The organism is Candidatus Hydrogenedentota bacterium (genome assembly GCA_016791475.1).
Taxonomy (GTDB): Bacteria; Hydrogenedentota; Hydrogenedentia; order Hydrogenedentales; family JAEUWI01; genus JAEUWI01.
The window spans coordinates 34,015-56,153 of sequence record JAEUWI010000049.1; the positions used below are offsets into that span (position 1 = coordinate 34,015).

Sequence of the window (22,139 nt, forward strand, 5' to 3'; positions counted from 1 at the left end):
AAGCGAGCCGGCGATCAATCCACAAACATAAACTCATTCGACGAAAGCAGCACCTGCGCATACTTCTCCCAGGGCCTCAGGGGTACGGGTGTAGGTTCCTGTGGTCCACCGAACTCGGCCTTCGCGTCCCACGCCTTTGCCACGGCGCCCTCCGCCGGTGGGTCCATCATGGTCACCACCGGCGCCCAGAGGTACTGGTCGCTGTTCAGACCGGCCTTGACGTCAACTTCGAAATCAATCGTGTCGCCGGCCTCCACCGCGATGCCGTAGAAATTCGCATCCGACTCCGAGGCATGGAGGGACCACGCGCCCAGCAGTCCATGGCGGCTGCTGATGACCCGGGCCATGATTCCGTCGCCTTCGGCGGGTTCATGCTTGATGCGCCCGGTTATCTGCACTTTGCCCGATGCGGGCGCGGTCCAGCGTCGCACTACGGCGTGGTCGAGGGTGTTTCCGGGGTGGCCGCCTTCGGCGTGGAGCTTCAGCCAGCCGAGTCCGGGATCGGGATAATTCGGGCCGCCCTGCCACTCGGCGCCGGTATAGTGGGGCAACGGGGTGAAGTCCGCCAGCGCATTCGTGGACGGATCGAGTTTGCCGTAGCCATAGCTCCAGGCCGTGGGAATCACCTCGGGCGGTGGCGGGGGCGTGATGGCTTCCGCCGCCTGAACGAAGGCCAGCGATCGCGCCACCTGTTCGGGTGTTGCGGCGCGCTGGTAGGCCTGGCGATAGAGCCATTCAACGCGCGCGGCATCGGCCGTGGAAACCGTGGCTTCGGCCTTCGCTGCGAAGGCCCGCGCCTGATCCTGCACGAAGGGATTGTTCATAAAGTACAAGGCCTGCTGCGGCACCGTGGTGTCCAGCCGGCCCGGACTGTGCATGTCGGGGTTGGGAAAATCGAAGACGCGAAAGACACCCGGAAGGAACTGGCGATCGACGCGGCCATAGAGCGTGCGGCGCACGGGATAGGGCGCACTTGCAAGCTCCACCGGACGCCCCCCCAGACTCAGATCGAGTTCACCCGAGGCAAAAAGCACGGCATCGCGCAGGGACTCGAAATCGAGGCGGTAGCGATTGAAATGCCACAGGAGGGCATTCTCCGGATCGGCCAGCGCGGCCTTCGCCACACGGGGATCTTCGGCGGGCGCGTCGCTGCTCTGGCGGTAGGTCGCCGAAAGCACCAGTTGCCGGTGCAGTTGTTTCAAGGACCAGCCATCGGCCACAAATCGTTGCGCGAGCCAGTCGAGCAATTCCGGATGACTCGGCGCGGGCGCGCGGGTGCCGAAATCGCTCGGCGTCTCGACGAGACCGCGGCCAAAGTGCCATCCCCATACGCGGTTCACAAAAACCCGCGCGGTAAGGGGGTTGTCCGCGCTCGCAATGGCTTCGGCCATCTCGCGCCGACCGCTGCCGTTGGCGAAGGGCTTGCGATCCGGACCCGACAGCAACTCGAGAAACTGGCGCGGCACCGTGGGGCCCGGGTTCGCGGGGTTGCCGCGCCCAAACACGCGGGGCGGTGTCATCTCCGGCTTGTCGGCCAGAATCACGGCATAGTCCGGCGACGTTTCCGCGCCGATAATCCAGCGATCGATCTCGGCGTTCAATCGGCCCAGTTCCACGCGGGCGGGTTCGGCGAACATCCACTCCAGATCGACAATCGCACCCTCGGGCACGCGGATCGGTGAGCCATCCATCATCAGAATCTGGCGGAGGGATTCGCGTGCGGGATCGGGCAGGGCCGTGGGCGCGTCAATGCCGCTTCCCGTGGAAGACGCCACGAGCGCGGCCCATTCGTCTTCCACGCTCTTGAATGCCGCTCCGTAACGCGCGGCAACCTCTTCAAAAGTCGCGGGCGCTTCCGGTCCGAGGGCCGCCAGCACGGCGGCGTTTACTTCCGGAATGTCAGCCTCCGAAGAGGCCGCCAGCACCACATCACCCGGCTGGGGGTCTGTGGCGTAGGCCGCGAGCAGCGCCTTTGCCCCGGTGGCAAACTGATCGCCTGGAAGTTGCGCCAGGCGATTCCAGGGACCGAACACCGGATCCTGCTCGCCGCGCTGGGCGATGAAGGTGGCCCAGCGGCGCACTATCGTGGGGTTCAGGTCGTCTTCGTTGCGTATCTCGTAAAACTCATCGGTCGGCAGGCTGTTTGCCGAGGGTACCGCCGCCAGGTAACGGTCGGACTGGCTTCGCAGGCGCGTTTCCAGCGCGGCCTTTTCCTGCTCAAAGCGATCCTGCAGGGCCTGCTGCCGCTTCTTCATCTCCTCCGCGAAGGCCGCGTATTTCGGGTCGTCGATATCCGCCGGATTCAGCGCCACAGTCCGCTCGGAACTGGCGGAAAAAACACCATAGAGCGAATAGTAGTCCTTGATTGGAACGGGGTCGAACTTGTGATCATGACAGCGCGCACAGCTTACCGTAAGCCCCATGAGGCCCCGGGTTACGGTGTCGATCTTGTCATCCACGATATCGGGCATCACGCCGAGGAAGCGCTGGCCCAGCGTGAGGAAGCCCATGGCCGCCAGATCACTGCGCGTGCTCTCATCGGTGAGGGTATCCGCCGCCAGTTGCAGGCGCAGAAATTGATCATAGGGCAGATCGCGGTTCAGCGCCTTCACCACCCAGTCGCGGTAGACATGGCTGTGGGTGAATTTCACTTCTTCGCGGCCGCCGTAGACATAGCCCTTGGTGTCCGCGTAGCGCGCCACATCGAGCCAGTGTCGCGCCCAGCGCTCGCCGTAGTGGGGCGAGGCCAGGTAACGCTCCACGAGCTTTTCGTAGGCCTGGGGATCGGGGTCGTTCACGAAGGCATCCACTTCCTCGGGCACCGGCGGCAGACCCAGCAGACCGAAAGAGAGGCGACGGATCAGCGTGCGGCGATCGGCTTCGGGCGCGGGGCCGAGGCCCTTTGCCTCCAGCGCCGAGAGGACGAAGTAATCCACTTCCGTGCGGGGCCAGGCACTATCGCGTACGGCGGGCACGCTCTGGGGCGCGGGGGGATGGAAGGCCCAGTGCTGTTTTGCCTTCTCCATAAGGTCGAGAGGCTTGTCGCTCCTGGGGAAGACCGCGCCATCGCGAATCCACTGTTCGAAATCCGCGATCACCGAATCCGAAAGTTGTTCCTTGGGCGGCATCTGAAGATCAGGGTTCTTATAGCGGATGGCCTCCAGCAGACGGGAGGCCGACGGATCACCCGCAACCACGGCCGCCAGGCCGGACTTGCCGCCTTTGGCCGCCGCTTCCAGCGAGTCGAGCATCAGCGCGCCCTTGACCGCATCCGTGGCGGAGCTGTGGCACCCAAAGCATTTATCCGCCAGCACGGGACGGATCTTCTGCTCAAAAAAGTCTTCCGGCGAGGCCAGGGCCACGGGCGCGAGGGCTGCCAGCGCCACGCCGAACAAAAGGCGGGCCGCTCGCCTGTTCACTTTGTAGGTCATAAGACTAACTCCTGACCTTCTACTATACCGCATTTGCCGCAAATCTGTATAATTTGGGCGATGCGCCGGGCCATGGGACCCTCGGGGTGGGCGCTTACCCGCCGATGTATTTCCCGTAGTCAAAATCGGCCAGTTTGCCCGCAAAAAACACCAGTTTCCCCGCGATGGACGCGCGCGCGCCAGGCGGCAGATTGGGGAACTTCGGATCGGCATGGGCGCAGGGGTGGTTGGGGTTGCTGACCATCGAAAGCGTGCTTTCCCGCCAGGTCAGGGCAAAGAAGCGGTCGCCTGCATTCGATTGGGTGATGATCATGGGCACATCGGACACGGGGTTGCCTCGGGAACGCCAGCCCACGCGATACGGCTGGGTGCCGCCCGGCGGCAGGGCGCGGGCCGCTTCCATGCTGATCCAGCCTTGCTCCGGGGTGTGGATGAACTTATTCTCCCGCGTATAGTCCCCGAATTCCTTGATGCCGCGCAGAAAGGCGCAGGTTTGGAGTTCGATGTCGTTCAACGGCTCTTTCGATCCGTTGTGAATATGCAACTCAAGGTCCACGACGGTCTCGGCGGACTTCTTCAGGCTTCCGCCAAAGGAAATTCCACTGGGAAGAACGCGCTCGAAAGATATTCCATCCGCCTGTACCTCCCACGGCACCGCCGGGAGGCTTGCGTAAACGGTGGGAATCGGCGGATTGATGTGGCTCAGGAAAAGAAGCCCCTGACTGCTGAAAATCGCCTCGGGGAAATCGAACCAGAGGTAATCCTGCGACGGCCAGGACGGGCTGATCCACGCGATGTGCTCCCAGGGATAATGGGGCCGCCAATGTCCCGGAAGGATGCGGATCCCCTTCGCTTGTGTCTCGTAGGTTTCCTTCGTTTCCGGCTGCGCCGTCGCAGCCAGCGCCGCGAGCGAGGCGGCCGCGCCGAGGAAGTTGCGGCGGGACACTTGGGGAACTTCAATGGCTCGTGCAGTCACGTTCAAGACTCCTTCATTGCATTTTGCGCGGAAACCTGGCCGCGTCAGTATGACATACTCCTGGAAATCGTGAAATAGCGCATTCCCCTGGGCGATGCATGCAGCATATGTGACGGCATTGCGAGCATATTTGCTGGAACGCACTTCAATAACGCCTGCGTACCGATCCGCTCGGTGATTTCATTACGCCGACAACCGCGTCAAACCTATGGCGTAAAACCCTGCAATTACTGGGCAAACGGATATCCTCCGCCACGAAGCATGCTCCGATTTGGGATGCCGCGCCAATTGGCACGCCCATTGCACTAAAGTCGGCAAGCGCTACCGCACTCGCGGCGCTCACAGCTCAACCCAATCCCCCAGAGCGCATTCTCGACCGGACCACCGGAGGTTTCTCTCCCCCAGAAGGAAACCCTGTCATGCGTGATCCCATCGCGGCCCGCCCCCCCGCGGGTGAACACCTGACCTCCTGTACGCGGCCACCCGCTCCCGCTCCGCGCCTCGCGCCGGAGCTCTGCGCGGTCCTGACCGTGAATGAAAGCGACCGATGTAGACGCATTCCGCTTTCTCAGTATATCCCCATAAACTCGACATCTGCCCCCCAAGGAAGTACCCCAATGAACAAAAAACAAGGTTTTACCCTCATCGAACTTCTAGTCGTCATCGCCATCATCGGCATCCTCGCGGCCATTCTCCTTCCAGCACTGGCCCGAGCGCGCGAAGCCGCGCGGCGCGCGTCGTGCCAGAACAACCTGAAGCAACTGGGCGTGGTGTACAAGATGTACGCCAACGAGTCGGAGGGCGAGAAGTTCCCGCCGGCCTCCCGGGCAAATTCGAACAACCGCCAGAACTTCCGGGTGATCTACCCCGAATACCTCACGGATCTGAAGGTGCTGGTTTGCCCTTCGGATTCCATGGCCGACGCCGACGGCTTCGTGAAGCAAATCAACGACCTCTTCGCCACCGCCGGGGCCGACGCGGCCTTCGACGAGTTGGAGTTGGTACGATCCTATTCCTACACCTCGTGGGTCACGGATAGTAACGAGACATTTCAGGCCTCCCGCGTGGGCCGCGCGGCCTACCGGGCTCAACGCGGTTGCGGGAGCAACTGCGACTATGACACGGACCTGAATCTGGCCTCCCTGGGCGTCTATCAGCAGGAAGCGACGCAGTCCAACTACCCCTATTCGCCCCAGCCATTGGCCTTGGGCAACGGGGGCGGCTCCACCCTGCTCCGGCTACGCGAAGGCGTGGAACGATTCCTCATCACCGACGTTAATAATGCGGGGGCAAGCGCCAAAGCGCAGAGTGTCATTCCGATTCAGTTTGATACCTTTGGTTCAAATCCGTCCAGCTCGGGCTCCAACAGCGTCGTCTCCTTCAACCACCTGCCCAGCGGCAGCAATGTCCTTTACCTCGACGGACACGTTTCGCTGCTGAAGTACAAGTCCGGCCCGAACGGCGATTATCCACTGACGGAATTCGTGGCTTCCTGGGGCCTCGGCGGCACAGCCCGCTAGATTGCACCCGCACTCCCCGGCGGGCACGCACCGCCCGCCGGGGCGATGCGACGGCATGGCGCAGGTCGCAGGGACAACAGCGACAACCAATACATCAGCAACCGAAAACCCGCGGCCATCAACCTGCCGTCCCTGCGTCTGTGAGACTTCGCACCAACCCATCCACAACTTTGAAACCCCCGTCTCAATTCACGATACTTAGAATCCACCGAAGGAGAGATTCATGCCCATTACGCCCCGCCCCTTCTTGCTCGCGCTGGCGCTGGCCCTGTTCGCCCTGGCCGCCTGGCGCGCCACCGCCCAGCCCCGCGAAGCCGACACGTCGAAAAAAACCCGGCCCAATATCATCTTCATTCTCGCCGATGATCTGGGCTACGGCGACCTCGGTGTTTTCGGCCAGGAAAAAATCAAGACGCCGCATCTTGATCGCCTCGCCGCCGAAGGAACGCGATTCACCAGCGCCTATGCCGGCCACGCGGTCTGCGCGCCGAGCCGCAGCGTGCTCATGACCGGGCAGCATACGGGCCACACCCGCATCCGGAACAATTCCGGACAGAACGCCCCCAAACACGACGGCCAGGAAGGGCGGATTCCCCTCCATGCCGAGGACTACACCGTGGCGCAGTTGTTGAAGGAGGCGGGTTACCGCACGGGTATCGCGGGAAAATGGGGTCTGGGTGAGCCCGGCTCCACGGGCTTGCCGAACGACCATGGCTTCGACGAGTGGCTCGGCTATCTGAATCAGGATCACGCGCCCGACTATTACACGGACTTTCTCTGGCACAACAAAGAGAAGCAGCCCATCCCCGAGAACGCCAATGGCGCGCGGGTGAAATACTCCTGCGATCTCTTTGCCGACTTTGCGGAAGCATTTATTCGTCGGGAAGCCGGCAATCCTTTCTTCCTCTACCTCCCCTTCACCACGCCCCACGCGAAGATTGAAGTACCGGACCTGGGCGAATACGCCAATGCCAACTGGAGCGAAGAAGAGAAGATCCTCGCCGCCATGATCACGCGCCTCGACGGCTATGTGGGCCGTATCACCTCGCTGCTCAAAGAACTCGGGATTGACGAGAACACCATCATTCTCTTCGCTTCCGACAATGGCGCCTCGGGTTCGTCCCACGAGTTCTTCCAGCGTTCCGGCCCGCTGCGGGCGAAGAAGGGCGCCCTCTACGAAGGCGGTATCCGCACCCCGGCTATCGTGCGCTGGCCCGGCAAGGTGCCCGCCGGAGCCGTGAGCGAGGTGCCCTGGTATTTCGCCGATTTCCTGCCCACGGCGGGTGCTCTGGCGGGCGTGCGTCCTCCCCAGAACATCGACGGAGTCAACGTGCTCCCCACACTCCTCGGCGGTGTACAGCCTTCGCTCCAGAGCCGCTTCCTCTACTGGGAGACCCACGAAGGCGGCGCACTGGCCCAGGCCGTGCGCTGGGGCCAATGGAAGGCCGTGCGCTATGGCATCCAAGAACCCCTGGAGCTATACAACCTGAACGAAGACGTGGAGGAAACAAAGAACGTGGCGGCGGACCACGCCGATGTTGTGACGCGTATCGAGAAGTATCTGGAGACCGCTCGCACGGATTCCTCTCCTTATTATCCTACCGATCTGACGAAGCGCCAGGTTAATCGCTACGACTCGCTGAGTGCGACCGGCGAGCGGAACCCGTAAACGGCAAAAATGAACCTCTTACGGAATATAATAAGCACTTGACGAGCGAAGGCAGACCACATGATTAGAATGTCATTTCCAAGCCATGCCGGATTTAATATTGCTCTGGCGTCCATGTTTCTTGTGCTCGCCAGTGCAACGCAAGCCCAGCCGTTGCCCGCTTCGGGCGCGGCACTCCAGGGCCTGATAGACGCCGCGCCAAACCACGGCACCGTGACGGCCGATCGCAATGCACCGCTCGTGCTCTCCACGCCGCTGGTCATCCGCAAGCCCCTGACTTTGCAGGGACTCAACGCGGAGCTTCCGGCGGGCCTGGGCAAGACCCCGCTGGTCGCTATTGAGGCCGACAGCGTGAGCATTATCGACTTCGAGTTGCGCGGCAATGCCGACAGTGTGGATCAGAAGGACCGCAATGCCCTGCTGGAGATTCGGGGCAGCAATTTCCGCATCGAGCGCGGCGCCTTCCTCAACAGTGCCAAGGACGGCATCATGGTGGACGGTGCCGGTGTGCCCGACAAAGACATTGTCGGGGGCGTCATCCGCGACATCGTGGGCCGGGGCAACATTCGGGACCTGGTTTCTATCGGTGGCGGCGGCGAACATGGCCGGCGGATTCGCAATGTGCTGGTGGACAATGTCCGGGGCTACGACAGCAAGTTGCGGGGCGCCGTGGAAGTCAGCGACGGCACGGAAAACATCACGGTCCGAAACGTGTACGCGGAGAATAGCGTCTATGGCGTGGACGTGCAGGACCACGGCAAACCCCTTCAGATCAACACCAACGTCCGGATCGAGGGCGTGACCGCCGTTGACTGCACCCATATCCTCCGCACGGCGAATCGCCCCCACGGCCACGCGGGCCTCACGATTCGCGACGCCGTGGGCGTGCGCTGCGCGCAGCCCCTTAAGATTTCCAACACGCGGGACGTGACCTTGGAAAATGTGCGTATTTCGGAGCATCCCGCCGGGGACAAGCCGCCCATCGCCATAAACAAATCAGACGGTGTTTCGATTCGCGATGTGGTGATTCGAGACAGCGCCCATGAAGGCGCCGGTTTGCTGATCGAGAACACCGGCGATGTCCGCATCGACGGCCTCGTGCTGTTGGGTGATGGCAATTACCTCGCGAATGTGTTGCGCTACCGCATCACCGAGGAAGGGAGCTTCGCGGGTCTGCGTGTGCACGGCGTGGCGGGCGCCACCACCGAAACCGGAATCGTCCTGGAGAAAGGAAACGAGAACGCGATCCTGACCGATGTGGTGATCGCTGGCAATGCGTCCGCTGTGGATGATCAGTTCCATGGCGCGCGAACGACCATCGAAAGCAACACGGAATCCAAACCGGTGCCCGCGCGGTTAGTCCAGGGCGAGGCGTGGAAGCGCCACGTCATCGACAACACCTCGGACGGCGCGGATGGCACGCGGCTGGCCGATTTCAATGGCGACGGGCTTCTCGACATTGCGACGCCATGGGAGCAGGGCGGCGTGGTCCGGGTCTACCCCCATCCCGGCAGGGACAAGGTGCGCACGCCCTGGCCCGCGATTACCGTGGGTCAAGTGAAGAGTCCGGAGGACGCGGTGTTTCATGATCTCGACGGGGACGGCGCACTGGATGTGGTCAGCTCGACCGAAGGCGAAGAGCGGGCGCTGTTTATCCACTGGTCGCCCCTGGAAGCCGCGCAGCGACTGGACGGCGCGGCCTGGCAAACGGTCGCGTTGCCCCAGAGCCTCGGGAAGCAGTGGATGTATGTGGCGCCCGCTCAGGTGGATGGGCGGCACGGTCCGGACCTCGTGGCCGCTGGGAAAAATGAAGACGCCTGGATTGGCTGGTTTCAGTCTCCAACCGACCCGCGCAACGCGGGTGAATGGCAATGGAAACCCCTGCGCCAGGCCGGCTGGGTCATGTCGATCGTCAACGTGGACCTGGACGGCGATGGCGACCTCGACATTCTCTACAGCGACCGCAAGGGCGATAACCGGGGCGTGTGGTGGCTCGAACACCCCGGCGCGGCGAACGCCGATGGCGAATGGGCGCACCACGCCGTTGGCGGCCTCAAGCGCGAAGCCATGTTTCTCGATGTGGGCTATCTCGATGCCGATGGTGTCCTCGATATCGCGGCCGCGGTGCGCGATGGTGAAATCTTGCTCTTCTCGCGCCCGGCACTGGACGCGGCGTGGACCGAGCGGGAAATCCCGCTGCCGGCGGATGGTGGAATCGCGAAATCCGTAAGTATTGCGGATGTGGATGGCAACGGACACAATGATCTGGTGGTGAGCACGGTGGAGGCGAAGGACAGGCACGCGATCTTCTGGCTGGACGGCACGCCCGGCGCTCACTGGGCACCGACGGATATCAGCGGGCTGGAGGGCACCAAGTTTGATCGTGTGGAGCCGCTGGATGTGGACGGCGACGGTGATCTCGACTTTATCTCCAGCGAGGAGGTGGAGAAGCTCGGTGTGTTCTGGTACGAGAATCCGCATATCGGCGCTGTGGATGAGCCCGAGAGCCCGCCGGTCTCCCCCCTGGCCGGGCGAAAGCTGATCCCCGCCGATGTGGACTGGGAGCACCCGGTCTATTCAACGACTTTCGACGATCCCGCGGAATTGAGCCGCTGGGTGCTGGAGGGGGGCAAAGGCGCGGCAATCGAGAGCGGCCATCTCGTGTTGGAGAGTACGCCTCCTGTTGAGGGGGAGAAAAGCGATCACCTCGTGTTCTGGTTGAATGAGGTTTTCCCGGCCGACTTTCTGCTGGAGTTTTCTATCCGCCCGCAGAACCGAAAAGATGGCCTCGCGATTGTATTTTTCAATGCGCGCGGCATCAACGGCGAGAGCATCTTCGATCCCGTGCTGAAGCCGCGCGACGGTGTTTTCAAGCAATATCACAGCGGCGATCTGAACAATTACCACATCTCCTACTGGGCGGGTGATCGCGGCACGGCGAACATTCGCAAGAACGCGGGCTTCAACCTCGTGGCCACGGGACCGGATCTGGTGACCGGCGGTGCGGCGGATGCCTTTCAGACCGTGCGAATTTACAAGAAGGGCGGAACAATTCGCCTGATCGTGGACGACGTCATTTCCGCCGCGTGGGATGATGATGGCGTCACATACGGCCCCGTGCACGCCAATGATGGCTGGATCGGCCTGCGCCAGATGGAGCACGCAATCCGCTGCGAGTACGACCACCTGAAGGTGTATCCCCTGCTGCCGTAGGTGGTGATGTCGGCTTTACGCGTCCATTCCGCTCAGGTAGTTGAGCTGTCCGTTGCTGTCGCCCAGTTTGTCCGTGGGGCAGCCCGCGTATTCGAGCACGTTGAGATAGAGGTTGGTCATGGGGGTGTCGGGCGCGTACTTGATGTGGCGGCCCGTTTTGATCTTGCCGCCCGCGCGCCCGGCGATAAGCACAGGCAGGTTGTTGTGGCTGTGGGCATTGCCATCGCTGATGCCGCTGCCATAGACAATCACAGAATGATCGAGGAGCGAGCCATCGCCGTCCTGGGTCGACTTCATCTTGTCGAGGAAGTATGCGAACTGCTCCATGTGGTAGCGGTTGATCTCCCTCAGGCCCGCGATCTTGGCTTCGTCGTTCAGGTGGTGGCTGATTTCATGATGGCCGCCGGATACACCCACTTCGCGATAGGCCCGGTTGCTGCCTTCCATGCCCATCATGAAGGTGCTTACACGAACCTGGTCGGTCTGGTAGGCCAGCACCTGCAGGTCAAACATGAGCCGCGCGTATTCCGCGTACGTCTCCGGCGCACTCTCGGGCACGGCCAGGTCGGGCGCCTTGTCGGCCACGTGGGCCTCGTTCCACTCGATTTGCCGTTCCACCAGCCGGATGGCGTAGAGGTACTCGTCCAGCTTGCGACGATCCGTCGGGCCCAAGTTGCGCTGAAGCGCCCGGGCGTCGTCCATCACCAGATCGAGGATACTGCCCCGGTAGTGCATGCGCTTCGCCAGGGCTTCCGGGCTCAACTTCTTGTCCTCGCCGCCAAAGAGCCGCTCGAACACCGCGCGGGGTTTGCCCTCGGCGGGGTTAGGCGTGGTCTCGGTGCGCCAGGAAATGCTGTTGGAGTAGGCGCAGCTATAGCCCGAGTCGCAGTTGCCCGCCAGCCGTCCGGGCTCCACCGTAAGCTCCAGCGAGGGATAGCGCGTATGTTCGCCGAGGTGCTTCGCCGCAATCTGATCGACCGAGATGCCGTTGCGGATATCCGCGCCCGCCGTCTTGTTCGGGTGCACGCCCGTCAGGAAGGCCGCCGACGCCCGTGCGTGGTCACCACCGCCGTCACCCAGCGCGCGGGCGTTCAGGTGGGCCAGTTCCGTGGCCACGATAACATCGCCGCGGTGGGCGGCGATGGGCTCGAGCGTCCTGGGAAGGACGAAGTCCACTCCTTCCGCCGCCGGGGTCCATTGATCCATGATCACGCCATTGGGCACATAGACAAAGCCCAGGCGAATCGGCGCCGTGACCGCCTGCGATGCAAAGGCTCGCGCGGGCGCCATGGCGTCCAGCAGGGGCAGCGAAAGGGCCGCGCCCATGCCGCGCAGAAAGGTTCGACGATCCAGGTGTTTCTTCGTCAGATAACTGCTCATGATGCCTCTGCTTCGATTTCCTGCCGGGTGAAAGGCAAGCTCCGCACAATCTCGTAAATCAGCGCCGAGAATCGGTAGTCACGCTGCTCGACTCCCGCCACGATGCCGTCGATTACGGGGGTGTCGAAATCTTCGACACCCCGGCCCAGTGCATAGGTTAGCATTTTTTCCGTCAGGCAGCGAGTAAAATCGGTCTTGCGCTCCAGCAGCACCCGCTTCAGTTCGCCCGGTCCGGCGAAGGTCTTACCGTCGGGCAGTACGCCGGAAGTGTCCAGCGGCTGGCTGTTGTCTTCCGTGCGCCACGCGCCGATGGCGTCGTAGTTCTCCAGGCCGAAGCCCAGGGGATCCATGCGGTTGTGACAACTCGCGCAGCTCGGGTTTTCCCGGTGCATCTCCAGCTTCTGGCGGAGCGTGGCGCTGGAATCGATCTTCACCTCGTCCAGAGGCGGCACGTCCGGCGGCGGTGGTGGCGGCGCGGAAGCCAGCATGTTTTCCAGCACCCACAGCCCGCGAATCACGGGTGAAGTGCGCGTGGGCAGCGAAGTCACCGTCAGCACGCTCGCCTGGCCCAGCAGGCCCCCGCGCACACTGGGATCCACGCTGACCCGTTGAAACTCGGGCCCTGCGATGCCGTCGATCCCATAATGTTTGGCCAGCGCTTCGTTCACATACGTGTAGTCCGCATCGATAAATTCGAGCAGGCTGCGATCTTCTTTCACCACCGATTCAAAGAACAGGTTGGTCTCGGTGGCCATGGCCTCCCGCAGATCGTCGGTGAACTGGGGAAACTTGCCCGGATCGGGATCGACCCGCTTCAGGTTGCGGATCTGGAGCCACTGGCCGCCGAAGTTCTCCGCCAGCGCCTTCGACCGGGGATCGCGCAGCATCCGGCCCACCTGGTCGCGCAGGGTGCGCGGATGGCGGATGGTGCCATCCTGGGCGCAGGCCATCAGTTCTTCATCGGGCATACTGCTCCAGAGGAAATAGGACAGGCGGGAGGCATAGTCATAATTGGCGACGCGAAAGTCGGCGGCGGGGTCGGCGGCGACCCGCTCGCCTTCGACGCGGAAGAGGAAGTGGGGCGACACGAGCATGGCCTGGAGGGCCAGTTCCAGCCCTTCGCTGAAACCGTCGCCCGAGTCGATGGCCAACTGGTAGAGCGCCTCAAGTTTTTCGATCTCGTCCTTCGTTACCGGGCGCCGATAGGCCCGGGGAGCCAGCGTCTTGATAATGCGCTCTGCACAAACGGCGTCGTGCTCGGGAATGGCGTGATTGCACACCAGAATGCGGCGGTTCGCGGGCGAGATCTTGCCATACTCCGCCATCTCCCGGGCCAGCGCATCGCCCACGATTTCCTCCGCCACATCAAGATACTTCTCAGCCAGCATGGGCGAAAGGGTGAGGACATCGCCGATGTTGTCGAATCCGTAGCCCGTGTCATCCGGGGGAAAGGCCTCCGCCGGGGTGGATTCGACGCCAAGCAGATCGCGCACCGTGTTGTTGTATTCCACCCGGTTCAACCGGCGCACGGTAACGCGCCCGGCGGTGGGTTTCATGGCGGCAAGCTGTAACTCGCGCTGTTGCTGGAGCGCGGCAACGAAACCTTCGACTTCGGCGGGCTCGGGCGGATTCTTGGGCGGCATCTCGCCGGTGGAGACCACCTGAATGATCTTGTCGAGGAGTTCCAAGTCGTTGATCGCGCCGTGCGCCTTGATCAGGGCCTCGAAGTCCAAGCCCCCTTTTTGTACGTCGGCCCCGTGGCAGTCATAGCAATGCTTCGCAAAGAACTCGCTGGACGGACTCGCGGAGGCGGACAGCTCTGGTGGTGCGGCGCGCTCGCCCGGGGGCACGCTCTGGCAGCCTTCGCCCGCCAGTGCCGCTGCAATGCTGAGCGCACCGGCGCACACGATGCGGCGCCCCGGCAAGCCCGCAACGCCGCGCTCTGAATAAATTCGGCGTTTCATGGTGTCACTATAGCAGTCTGGACGTCCGGGATGCACCCGAACTGCGCGCGGCGTTTCCCGACCGTTGGTTTACCAACGCGGGTGCCATAGCGGAAACCATCTGTAAAGTAAGCTAGTCTAACATCTGTCAATACTGATATCACGACCCGCGGCCGGCAGCAGGCGGGCGTGGCGACCCGGCAGGCCCCTGTCCAGGGACTGCGTGTCGATCCCAACCGAACGGACAGAAAATGGAGTGGCTTACCATGTCGCGTAAAGGTTTTACCCTCATCGAGTTACTGGTTGTAATCGCCATCATCGGCATACTGGCGGCGATCCTGCTGCCAGCCCTGGCGAGAGCCCGGGAGGCCGCACGGCGGGCCTCCTGCCAGAACAATTTGAAACAACTGGGACTGGCCTTCAAGATGTACGCCAACGAGTCCCGCAGCGAGAAGTTCCCGCAGCGAAAACCCCTGAAATGCAACGGGGCGTTATCAACGGACACTATTTTCGACGGCGAGGCGATCATTCCCGAGTACCTGAGCGACGTCAATGTCGTGTTTTGCCCGAGCTGGATGAACGAGTCCAGCGCCCAGGACCGCTATGATCGGGCGCGGGGCAACAACAACGGGGTAGTCGAAGCCTGCGAATTGACCAAGGAGCCCTACGACTATACGGGCTGGCTGATACTGGACGACTTGAACATTCTCGGCGCCGCCAAAGTGGACACGCTGGGCGCCGGGAAGAATGGGCAATTTGAGGAACTGGACTTCATCGGGACCCCCTGGGGTGATCTGGGGGCGCAAAACGCCGCCACCCTCGGCGCGGCAAATGACCAGGATTTTCGGGCGAGCGCCTTTCCCGGATCGCAGGCGGGTGGGGGCGATACGCTCTTCCGGCTGCGCGAGGGCGTCGAGCGCTTCCTGGTCACGGATATTAACAATCCCGGGGGAAGCGCCCAGGCCCAGAGCCACGTGCCGGTGATGTGGGACCACATTACAACGGCGGAAAACGACGTGCCGCACAAACCGGGCGGCTGCAACGTGCTGTACATGGACGGCCACGACGTCTTTGTGAAGTACCCTGCGGAGCTATTCCCCGTGACGGCCGCGAGCGCCCGCACCTTTGCGCGCTACAACCGCGTCTTTGACGGATTCTGAAGACCGTAACGACGGGGGCGCCGCATCGGAAAGACCGATGCGGCGCCGCCAGATTACTTTCCTTTCGCCACCAATTCACCGTCCCAGGGCGCGGCTTCGAAAATGCCTACACGACCATCCAGCCCGGCGGTGGCCAGAATGTGTCCATCGGGACTGAAGGCGACGTCCTGGGCGCCATGGGAGAGGGTAAGAAGCGCGGCGCCGGTTTCCAAATTCCAGATTTTCACCATTGTCTCGTCGCAGGCGGCCACACGGGTGCCATCGGGATTAAAGGCAACCTTGCTGGCGCGCACTTTCAAGCCCTCCAGCCGTTGGCGCAATTCACCAGTTCTTGCATCCCAAATCAGGACGGGCGAGGCGTTGGAGGAACCTGCGATAAGTGCGCCGTCACTTGAAAAGGCTACGCCATAGATCCAGCCCTCGTCTCCCTCCAGTTTGGAGACCAGCGTTCCTTCGCGCACGTCCCAGATATACAAACCGCCGTCGCGACTGCCGCCGGCAACCCGGGTGCCGTCGGGACTGAAGGCGACGGAATCAACGCATCCAGTCGGCCCGGTCAGATCGCGCAATCGGCGCTGGGTAGTGGCGTCCCAGATCTGTACCGTGCTGAGTTCGGGCTGGCCCTGACCCCACCCTGCGGTGGCCATGAGGCTGCCGTCGGAACTGTAGTCCACACAGCGGGCGCCATTGGTATACTCCGGCACCACCAGTTCAGTCACCCGTTCCCCTGTCGTCCAGTTCCAGGTGATGTACTTGCAATCGGCGTCAGCCCCGGTCAGAAGATCGGAATTGGGAAGAAATGCGAGGTGATTGGTCCACCGCCCGTCACCCTCAAGTACCCGCAGTGGCGCCGAAGGAAGACGCCCCCCATCGGACTCCATCGCCCAGAGGAGCACCCGGTTGTCCCCGCCCGAAAGCCAGTGCCCCGCCGAAGAGGCGAGATAGCGACCATCGGGACTGAATCGTACGGCGTTGACCTCCGAAGTGTGACCGACAAGAAAGACACCCTTCCCGGGGGACTCGAGATCCCAGCGGGTGGCGCAGGCCGAGCCTTCCACGGTCACCAGATGGCGACCGTCGGGTTCGAATACGGCCCGCCGGATATTCCGATCACAGCGTATTCCGGTCGGCTTCTCCGTCCCGGTCCGGGTATCCCAGAGCTTGACCCCCCGCTCGGAATGGGTGGCGATCAAGGCGCTATCGGGGGAAAAATAGATCCCAACGACCTTTTTCGTATGCCCGTCCAGCGTGCTCTGGAGCGACCAGTCACTTGTATTCCAGAGCTTGGCGTTGGCGTCGCAACCGGACGAAGCCATCAGGCTGCCGTCTGGACTAAAGACAACACGCAGCGCGCCCTGGGTGCCCGTTTGCAGATTGGTCAGGTGCGCTTCGAGGTTCTGGACGGCTTCTCCCCGCTCCCAGTCCCACACCTGGAGCAGGCCCGACTCGCCAGCGGACACAAGCCAGCGGCCGTCGGGTGAGAAGGCGAATCCGTTCAAAATACTGGACTCTGAAATCAGCACCGACATCGATTCGCCCGACGCCAGGTCCCACCGATGGATCTGGCCGCCGGCGGCACCCGCAACCAGAAAGCGGCCATCGGGCGAATAGGCCAGGGCATTGCCCCTATCACCCGTATCCAGGGCGTAGGACGCGATGGGGGCCGCCGACAGGATATTCCAGCGCACCGCGCCCCGACCGGTCAGGTGAAGGGCGAACTCCTCGCCCCCCGGTCGAAAAACAGGCGTGACGTCGGACGCGCCGACCGCGCCAACCGCGTCATACGCGCGGACATGCGCCAGGGCCGGAAGGGACCAAAGATCCACCGCCCCCGCGTCGCTCACCGTCAGGATATGGCGGCCATCCGGCGATATCTCCGCGGAAGCCAGCCAGCCGTCCCCAAGCTGGCCGACAGACTGAATCCGATCCAGCGCGAAGGAAAGCCTGCCCCACTCCCAGTCGCGATAGTCGGGCGGACAGGCCGCAAGTACCGTGCGCGCTTCGGAATAGCGGTTCTCCTCCAGGGCGCGCTGGGCCGTCAAAATCGACAGGTCATACCCCTTGCGCTCCGAACTGACCCGGAGATCGTGCTCCGCGGCATGACGGGCGCTGAGGCTGATGTACGAATAGATTCCCAGGCCGCAGAGGAGGCCCAGCGCGAGACAGACGGTAACCACGACGGGCCGGTGCCGCCGGAGGAAGCGGCCCAGAAGTTCGGCGGTTCCGTACTCATAGGCGCGCACCCGCGCACCCGCCTGGTACAGCGCGATCTCTTCCGCCAGCTCCGACGCGGAGGCATAGCGCGCGGAGGGCTCCCGCTCCATGGCGCGACGGCAGACGGCGATCAGGGCGGGGGGCGCTTCGGGACACAAGCGCTCCGGGGGTGACGGCGGTTCGGACGCCGACTTTCGGAGCACCTCCAGCCCCGTGGAGGCCTGATAAGGGCGACTGCCCGTAAGCAATTCGTACAGCACCGCGCCCAGGGCGTAGACATCGGCCCGCTCATCCAGCTCGTCGTGTTTTCCGGCCGCCTGCTCGGGAGCCATATAGTGGGGAGTACCGAGTAATTGCCCCGCCATGGTCAGCTCTTGCCCGGAGGCGTCTTCGCCTTCAAAGACGGCCGGTTTACCGGTCGCCTCGGCGCTCCCCACTTCTTTGGCAAGGCCCCAGTCAATCACCTGGGTCTCGCCGAATTCACCGATCATGACATTGCTTGGCTTGATGTCACGGTGGATAACACCGTGGGCGTGGGCATATGCGATAGCCTGGCAGAGGCCGAGGAAATGGGGCAACAGCGCCATCCGCGATTCCAGCTTCGGCGACGCTTTGATCGCATCGCGCAGGGTTCGCCCCCGCACCAGCTTCATCGTGTAATAGAGCGCGCCGTTCTCGCGCACGCCAATTTCGTGAACCGGGATGATGGAAGGATGCTGGAGCCGGCTCGTGATGCGGGCCTCGCGGAGAAATCGGGCCACCACCCGACCATCGCCGGCGGAGTCCCCGGTCAGCAACTCCTTCAGGGCGACCTCGCGATGCATGCGCCGGTCCCAGACGGCCAGAATTCGGCCCATGCCTCCCCGCCCGTGTTCGTGGCGCACTTCATAGCGCTGCTCTTCACGGGCCTGTTTCCGCAAGCCGGGCTCGGGATCGGCAAGGTCCCGGAAGCGCGCCAGCGTGTCCAGGGGAGAAGCCCCGCGCTTAAGCAAGTCGGCGGGATATCCGCTTTCTGTGGCCAGTTCGTGGCGTTGGATCGCTTCGGAGAGATCCTCGAGCAGGCGCTTTTCTTCTTTGCGGAGGTGCCCCAGTTCGGAAAGAGTTTCCAGAAGAGAGAGATCGGGCGAAGACTGGGACAGCGCCATGGCCTCTTCAATGCTCGCGGGAGGCACATGGAACATGCGCACGCTCAACGCGGAAACCACCGCGTCAAAATTGCTCTGCATCGTTCCCTCCCAGCCCGGAAACAATCCGAAATACTTCCGAAAACAAAGTCAGTGCGCTGCTACCATACTACCGAAAAAATAACCGAAACGCCAGCCGTGTTTTCGATCGGATTCTTGGGTCCAGGCGGCTCCGTAGTGGTTTACACGCGGACCGGTCCCGTGCCATGATGGTCATGGACACTTCCACAACGCGGAAAGGATGCGCTTCATGGATAAATCGAGACAACCCATCGGCCGACGGGCCTTTATTCAGGCGGGGATCGCCACCGGCGTGCTGGCGGCGGGCGCCGCGGGCGCATCGGACAAACCGGCCGGGGCCGCGCTTCGGGGCACGGGCAACATGCCCACCCGGTTTTTTGGCCGCACGGGCCTGGAACTACCCCGTCTGGCCTATGGCAGCGCGCCGCTCATGACCTGGGAGGACGACTACTACGGTATCGACGCCGGAAGCTATGAGGCCAGAGTGAAGATGGTGCGCCTCGGCTACGAAAAGGGCCTGCGCTACTTTGATACCGCGCGAATCTACGGCGACAGCGAGAAGATTTTCGGCGAGGCCCTGGCCGACGTGCGCGGTGATATCTATGTCGCCTCCAAGGTGCTGGTGGGCTCGTCCGGGGAAGTCCGCAAGAGCGTGGAGGAGTCCCTCGCCACCCTCAAGATGGATAAGGTGGACTGCATGCAGTTGCACGGCCCCGTGATCGAGCAGCAGGGCTACGACGGCTGCATGCCCTTCGTGGAGGAGCTGGTGAAGATGCGGGACGAGGGGCTGTTCACCTATATCGGCCTCACGGGGCACTCCCGCTTCGAGGAGATGTACAAGCTCATCGCCACGAATACCTTTGACACGCTCCTCATCGAATTTGGTTACTTCCACAAAGGCTACAACACCCTTCACTCGAATCGCTCGGTCGCCAACCGCGATCTCTGTGTGGCCAAGGCAAGCGAACTTAACATGGGCATCCTGGCGATGAAAGTCATGGGCGCGAGCATCTTCGGCCATAACGCCGCGGCGCTGGTCCCGGACTATGACCGCGAAGCGGTAAAGAAGCTTCCGCCCGCGGCAATCCGCTGGGTGCTGAACGACTCGCGAATTCACCTGCTCAATATCGGGGTGTCGGTGCCTGGGGATCTGGATGCCAACATCGCCACCATCAATGCCGACACCACGCTGACCAATGAAGATCGGATGCTGCTGGCTTCCTTCGCGGAGAAGGCGTATTTGCAGGAGGCGGTGACAAAACTGGAGACGGTATGAGCAGTTGATAGTTGATGGTTGATAGTTGATAGTTGATAGTTGATAGTTGATAGTTGATAGTGGCAATTCGGGAGTCTGCATCGATGGAGAAACCGGGGGCGCTTCATACAAAGTCTTTCGCGTTTGCCTTGCGAATCGTGAAAGCGTACAAGCACCTGTGCGATGAGAAACGGGAGTACGTTCTCAGCAAACAGCTATTGCGCGCTGGAACAGCAATTGGCGCACTGATAAGGGAGGCGGAGCAGGCCGAAAGCAAACCGGACTTCGTCCACAAACTCGCCATTGCACTTAAAGAAGCGAAGGAAACTGAATACTGGATCGAGCTCCTCGAACAATCTGAAATTCTGGACAGCAAAGGTGCTCAATCTCTACTGGCGGATCTGGTCGAACTAATTAAGCTACTTACATCGATTATAAAATCTTCAAAATCGTTAACCCCTTAAGTCCAAGCTATCAACTATCAACTATCAACTATCAACTATCAACTATCAACTATCAATCGTACCGCCGCCATGGCCGCCTCGACCAGCGTGCGGCCCGCCGTGGGGGCCACGCGGGAAATCGCCTTCTCGTAGCCGCCGGTGGCGTCGGCCCGGGGCGTGATGATGTAACCAATATAGTCATTGGCATAGCCCACGAGGATCATGGGCCGCTTCACATCCTGAGCGACGCGGCGCTTCATTTCCAGGCCGTACTCGACGAAGATCTCGCCGGGAATGCCGACCGCCACCAGAGGGCCAATCTGCATCACGTGCACCGACGCCTGGGTGGCCGCCTGCAGGCTGTCGGGCCGTTCGGCGGCTGCTCTGGCAACGGAGGCCGTGGTATTGGAGGCGCTAATCTCGCGACTCAGATCTTTCACGATGTATTCCGGCTTCCCGGCGTCCACGGCGGCCTTGTGGGCCGCCTCGGCGACGGCGATAGCCGCCTCCGCATCCGCCGGGGTTGGCAACGCGCGCGGTTCCACAGTCACCGGCTCCCAGTGGCTCCGCAGGTCGGTCTCCTCGCCGGGCGTGATCTGTTCGGAGGTGGAAATAATCTCGCCCGCCACCACACGGCCAATCCGGGTCACTTCCTCAAAGGGCGGGCCGCTGCGCTTCATGGTTACATCGCCGCAGGCGCCTTGCGTAAAGATGGCGACGCCACCGACCACATTCTCGACCGTTTCACAGGCCACACCGGGGTATTCACAGGATAGCAGCAGATTATCTCCGCCGAGAATGACGGGATGGCCCGTGAAATTGGCCAGCGTGGCGATGGTATTGCGCGTGCCTTTTTCCTGCACCTTGAGCACGCCCACCTCGGGATCGACCACATCATTGTTCTGCTGGCGGTTCACCGTGACGCCGTCCAGGCGGCCATAGGAAAAGCCGAGCGCGGCCGGGCGCATGGCGGCGTGGGCATCGATGATCGCACCGGCGATCTCGTCAATAAGAAACTCTGTCAACCGGACGTCCTCGGCGGGTCCAAGCAGTCCAGATCCCTGGAAACCCGACGGCGCGGAGTGGCTGTGCGTCGCGGAAACGAGAATGCTTTCGGGCTTGAGCCCGGTTATCTCCGACACCTTGGCGCGGATACCCTCCACCAGATTGCGTGAAACGGCAATGAGATCCGCCACGGCAAGAGCCACCCCCGTCTCGCCGTTGTCGCACACCAGCGCCCGAACCATCACGGGTCGGCTCACGCCGGTAAAGTTGTCCTTGCGATCAAAGTAGCCGCCCATCTGGGTGGGAAAGGGGGGCACGATACTCCGCTTTGCGGCGCCGGCTTTCAATTCCGCGTGCGCGGCATTCACCCCGACAACTACCAGTACAAGAGCAAGTATCGTGCGGCCCATGGGGGGACTCCTTTTGGTTATGACCCCGTTCACCATACTCCACGAGGCATGTCGTGTGGTAATACTTCGCCAACTGAGGCGTCGACGAGATTGGCGACCCTCGAAAGAGTCTGGAGCAGCCATCGGCAGCAATCATGATCTCTGTTGTTTTCCGCAACCGGCAAGAAGCTTGCTGACCACGGAGTACAAAGAGGCACGGAGAAAACAGAACAAGGGAGAGAAGTTGGAGGGCCCCTGTGGATGACGTAGCATATGTTCTGTAAATTGAAAATGCGACCACGCATTCGTTCCAATCTTGGGTAGCTAACCAAGAAC

At 62.2% G+C, this 22,139-nt stretch carries 11 protein-coding genes and 1 pseudogene; 6 read left to right on the plus strand and 6 right to left on the minus strand.

Annotated elements, in window-relative coordinates; all coding sequences use genetic code 11:
• Window positions 1-14: 14 nt before the first annotated feature.
• Window positions 15-3,431 carry a PSD1 domain-containing protein gene (locus JNK74_21820; GenBank protein MBL7648825.1) on the minus strand — a complete coding sequence of 1,139 codons (3,417 nt, stop codon included), beginning with the start codon at window positions 3,429-3,431 and terminating at the stop codon, window positions 15-17.
• 94 nt (window positions 3,432-3,525) lie between these two features.
• Window positions 3,526-4,407 carry a twin-arginine translocation signal domain-containing protein gene (locus JNK74_21825; protein MBL7648826.1) on the minus strand — a complete coding sequence of 294 codons (882 nt, stop codon included), beginning with the start codon at window positions 4,405-4,407 and terminating at the stop codon, window positions 3,526-3,528.
• Window positions 4,408-5,024: 617 nt separating this feature from the next.
• Between JNK74_21825 and JNK74_21830 the strand changes: the two are divergent.
• From JNK74_21830 to JNK74_21840, 3 genes and pseudogenes are all read left to right on the plus strand, one after another.
• A pseudogene (locus tag JNK74_21830) lies at window positions 5,025-5,318 on the plus strand (prepilin-type N-terminal cleavage/methylation domain-containing protein).
• 832 nt (window positions 5,319-6,150) lie between these two features.
• Window positions 6,151-7,596, plus strand: coding sequence for an arylsulfatase (locus JNK74_21835; protein ID MBL7648827.1), 1,446 nt, complete (start codon window positions 6,151-6,153; stop codon window positions 7,594-7,596).
• 60 nt (window positions 7,597-7,656) lie between these two features.
• The gene (locus JNK74_21840; protein ID MBL7648828.1) at window positions 7,657-10,809 is read left to right on the plus strand and encodes a DUF1961 family protein; all 3,153 of its coding nucleotides are present in this window, start codon (window positions 7,657-7,659) and stop codon (window positions 10,807-10,809) included.
• A gap of 15 nt (window positions 10,810-10,824) precedes the next feature.
• On the opposite strand, the gene JNK74_21845 is transcribed toward JNK74_21840, so the two are convergent.
• Together JNK74_21845 and JNK74_21850 are read right to left on the minus strand one after the other, a co-directional pair.
• Entirely contained in the window at window positions 10,825-12,189 is a 1,365-nt protein-coding gene (locus tag JNK74_21845) for a DUF1552 domain-containing protein (protein ID MBL7648829.1), read from the minus strand.
• A complete protein-coding gene (locus JNK74_21850) occupies window positions 12,186-14,153 on the minus strand; it encodes a DUF1592 domain-containing protein (protein MBL7648830.1) in 1,968 nt (655 codons plus the stop codon). Before JNK74_21850 ends, JNK74_21845 begins: the two co-directional genes overlap by 4 nt.
• A 245-nt stretch (window positions 14,154-14,398) precedes the next feature.
• Here JNK74_21850 and JNK74_21855 point away from each other — a divergent pair, with 245 nt between their 5' ends.
• Entirely contained in the window at window positions 14,399-15,292 is an 894-nt protein-coding gene (locus JNK74_21855; protein ID MBL7648831.1) for a DUF1559 domain-containing protein, read from the plus strand.
• Between the two features lie 53 nt (window positions 15,293-15,345).
• Here the strand turns inward: JNK74_21855 and JNK74_21860 are convergent, their stop codons facing one another.
• Window positions 15,346-18,732 carry a serine/threonine protein kinase gene (locus JNK74_21860; GenBank protein MBL7648832.1) on the minus strand — a complete coding sequence of 1,129 codons (3,387 nt, stop codon included), beginning with the start codon at window positions 18,730-18,732 and terminating at the stop codon, window positions 15,346-15,348.
• Between the two features lie 208 nt (window positions 18,733-18,940).
• Here JNK74_21860 and JNK74_21865 point away from each other — a divergent pair, with 208 nt between their 5' ends.
• Together JNK74_21865 and JNK74_21870 are read left to right on the plus strand one after the other, a co-directional pair.
• On the plus strand, window positions 18,941-19,987 hold the full coding sequence (locus JNK74_21865) for an aldo/keto reductase (protein MBL7648833.1): 1,047 nt from the start codon (window positions 18,941-18,943) through the stop codon (window positions 19,985-19,987).
• Window positions 19,988-20,070: 83 nt separating this feature from the next.
• Window positions 20,071-20,430, plus strand: a complete 360-nt coding sequence (locus JNK74_21870) for a four helix bundle protein (protein MBL7648834.1) — start codon at window positions 20,071-20,073, stop codon at window positions 20,428-20,430.
• A gap of 38 nt (window positions 20,431-20,468) precedes the next feature.
• Here JNK74_21870 and JNK74_21875 read toward each other — a convergent pair whose 3' ends face one another.
• A complete protein-coding gene (locus JNK74_21875; protein ID MBL7648835.1) occupies window positions 20,469-21,824 on the minus strand; it encodes a neutral/alkaline non-lysosomal ceramidase N-terminal domain-containing protein in 1,356 nt (451 codons plus the stop codon).
• Window positions 21,825-22,139 lie beyond the last annotated feature (315 nt).

Bases quoted from the DNA above. Each gene is read 5' to 3' on its own strand.
- JNK74_21860 (MBL7648832.1), bottom strand. From the start codon at position 18,732: ATGCAGAGCAATTTTGACGCGGTGGTTTCCGCGTTGAGCGTGCGCATG.
- JNK74_21855 (MBL7648831.1), top strand. From the start codon at position 14,399: ATGTCGCGTAAAGGTTTTACCCTCATCGAGTTACTGGTTGTAATCGCC.
- JNK74_21835 (MBL7648827.1), top strand. From the start codon at position 6,151: ATGCCCATTACGCCCCGCCCCTTCTTGCTCGCGCTGGCGCTGGCCCTG.
- JNK74_21865 (MBL7648833.1), top strand. From the start codon at position 18,941: ATGGATAAATCGAGACAACCCATCGGCCGACGGGCCTTTATTCAGGCG.
- JNK74_21820 (MBL7648825.1), bottom strand. From the start codon at position 3,431: ATGACCTACAAAGTGAACAGGCGAGCGGCCCGCCTTTTGTTCGGCGTG.
- JNK74_21840 (MBL7648828.1), top strand. From the start codon at position 7,657: ATGATTAGAATGTCATTTCCAAGCCATGCCGGATTTAATATTGCTCTG.
- JNK74_21845 (MBL7648829.1), bottom strand. From the start codon at position 12,189: ATGAGCAGTTATCTGACGAAGAAACACCTGGATCGTCGAACCTTTCTG.
- JNK74_21870 (MBL7648834.1), top strand. From the start codon at position 20,071: ATGGAGAAACCGGGGGCGCTTCATACAAAGTCTTTCGCGTTTGCCTTG.
- JNK74_21850 (MBL7648830.1), bottom strand. From the start codon at position 14,153: ATGAAACGCCGAATTTATTCAGAGCGCGGCGTTGCGGGCTTGCCGGGG.
- JNK74_21875 (MBL7648835.1), bottom strand. From the start codon at position 21,824: ATGGGCCGCACGATACTTGCTCTTGTACTGGTAGTTGTCGGGGTGAAT.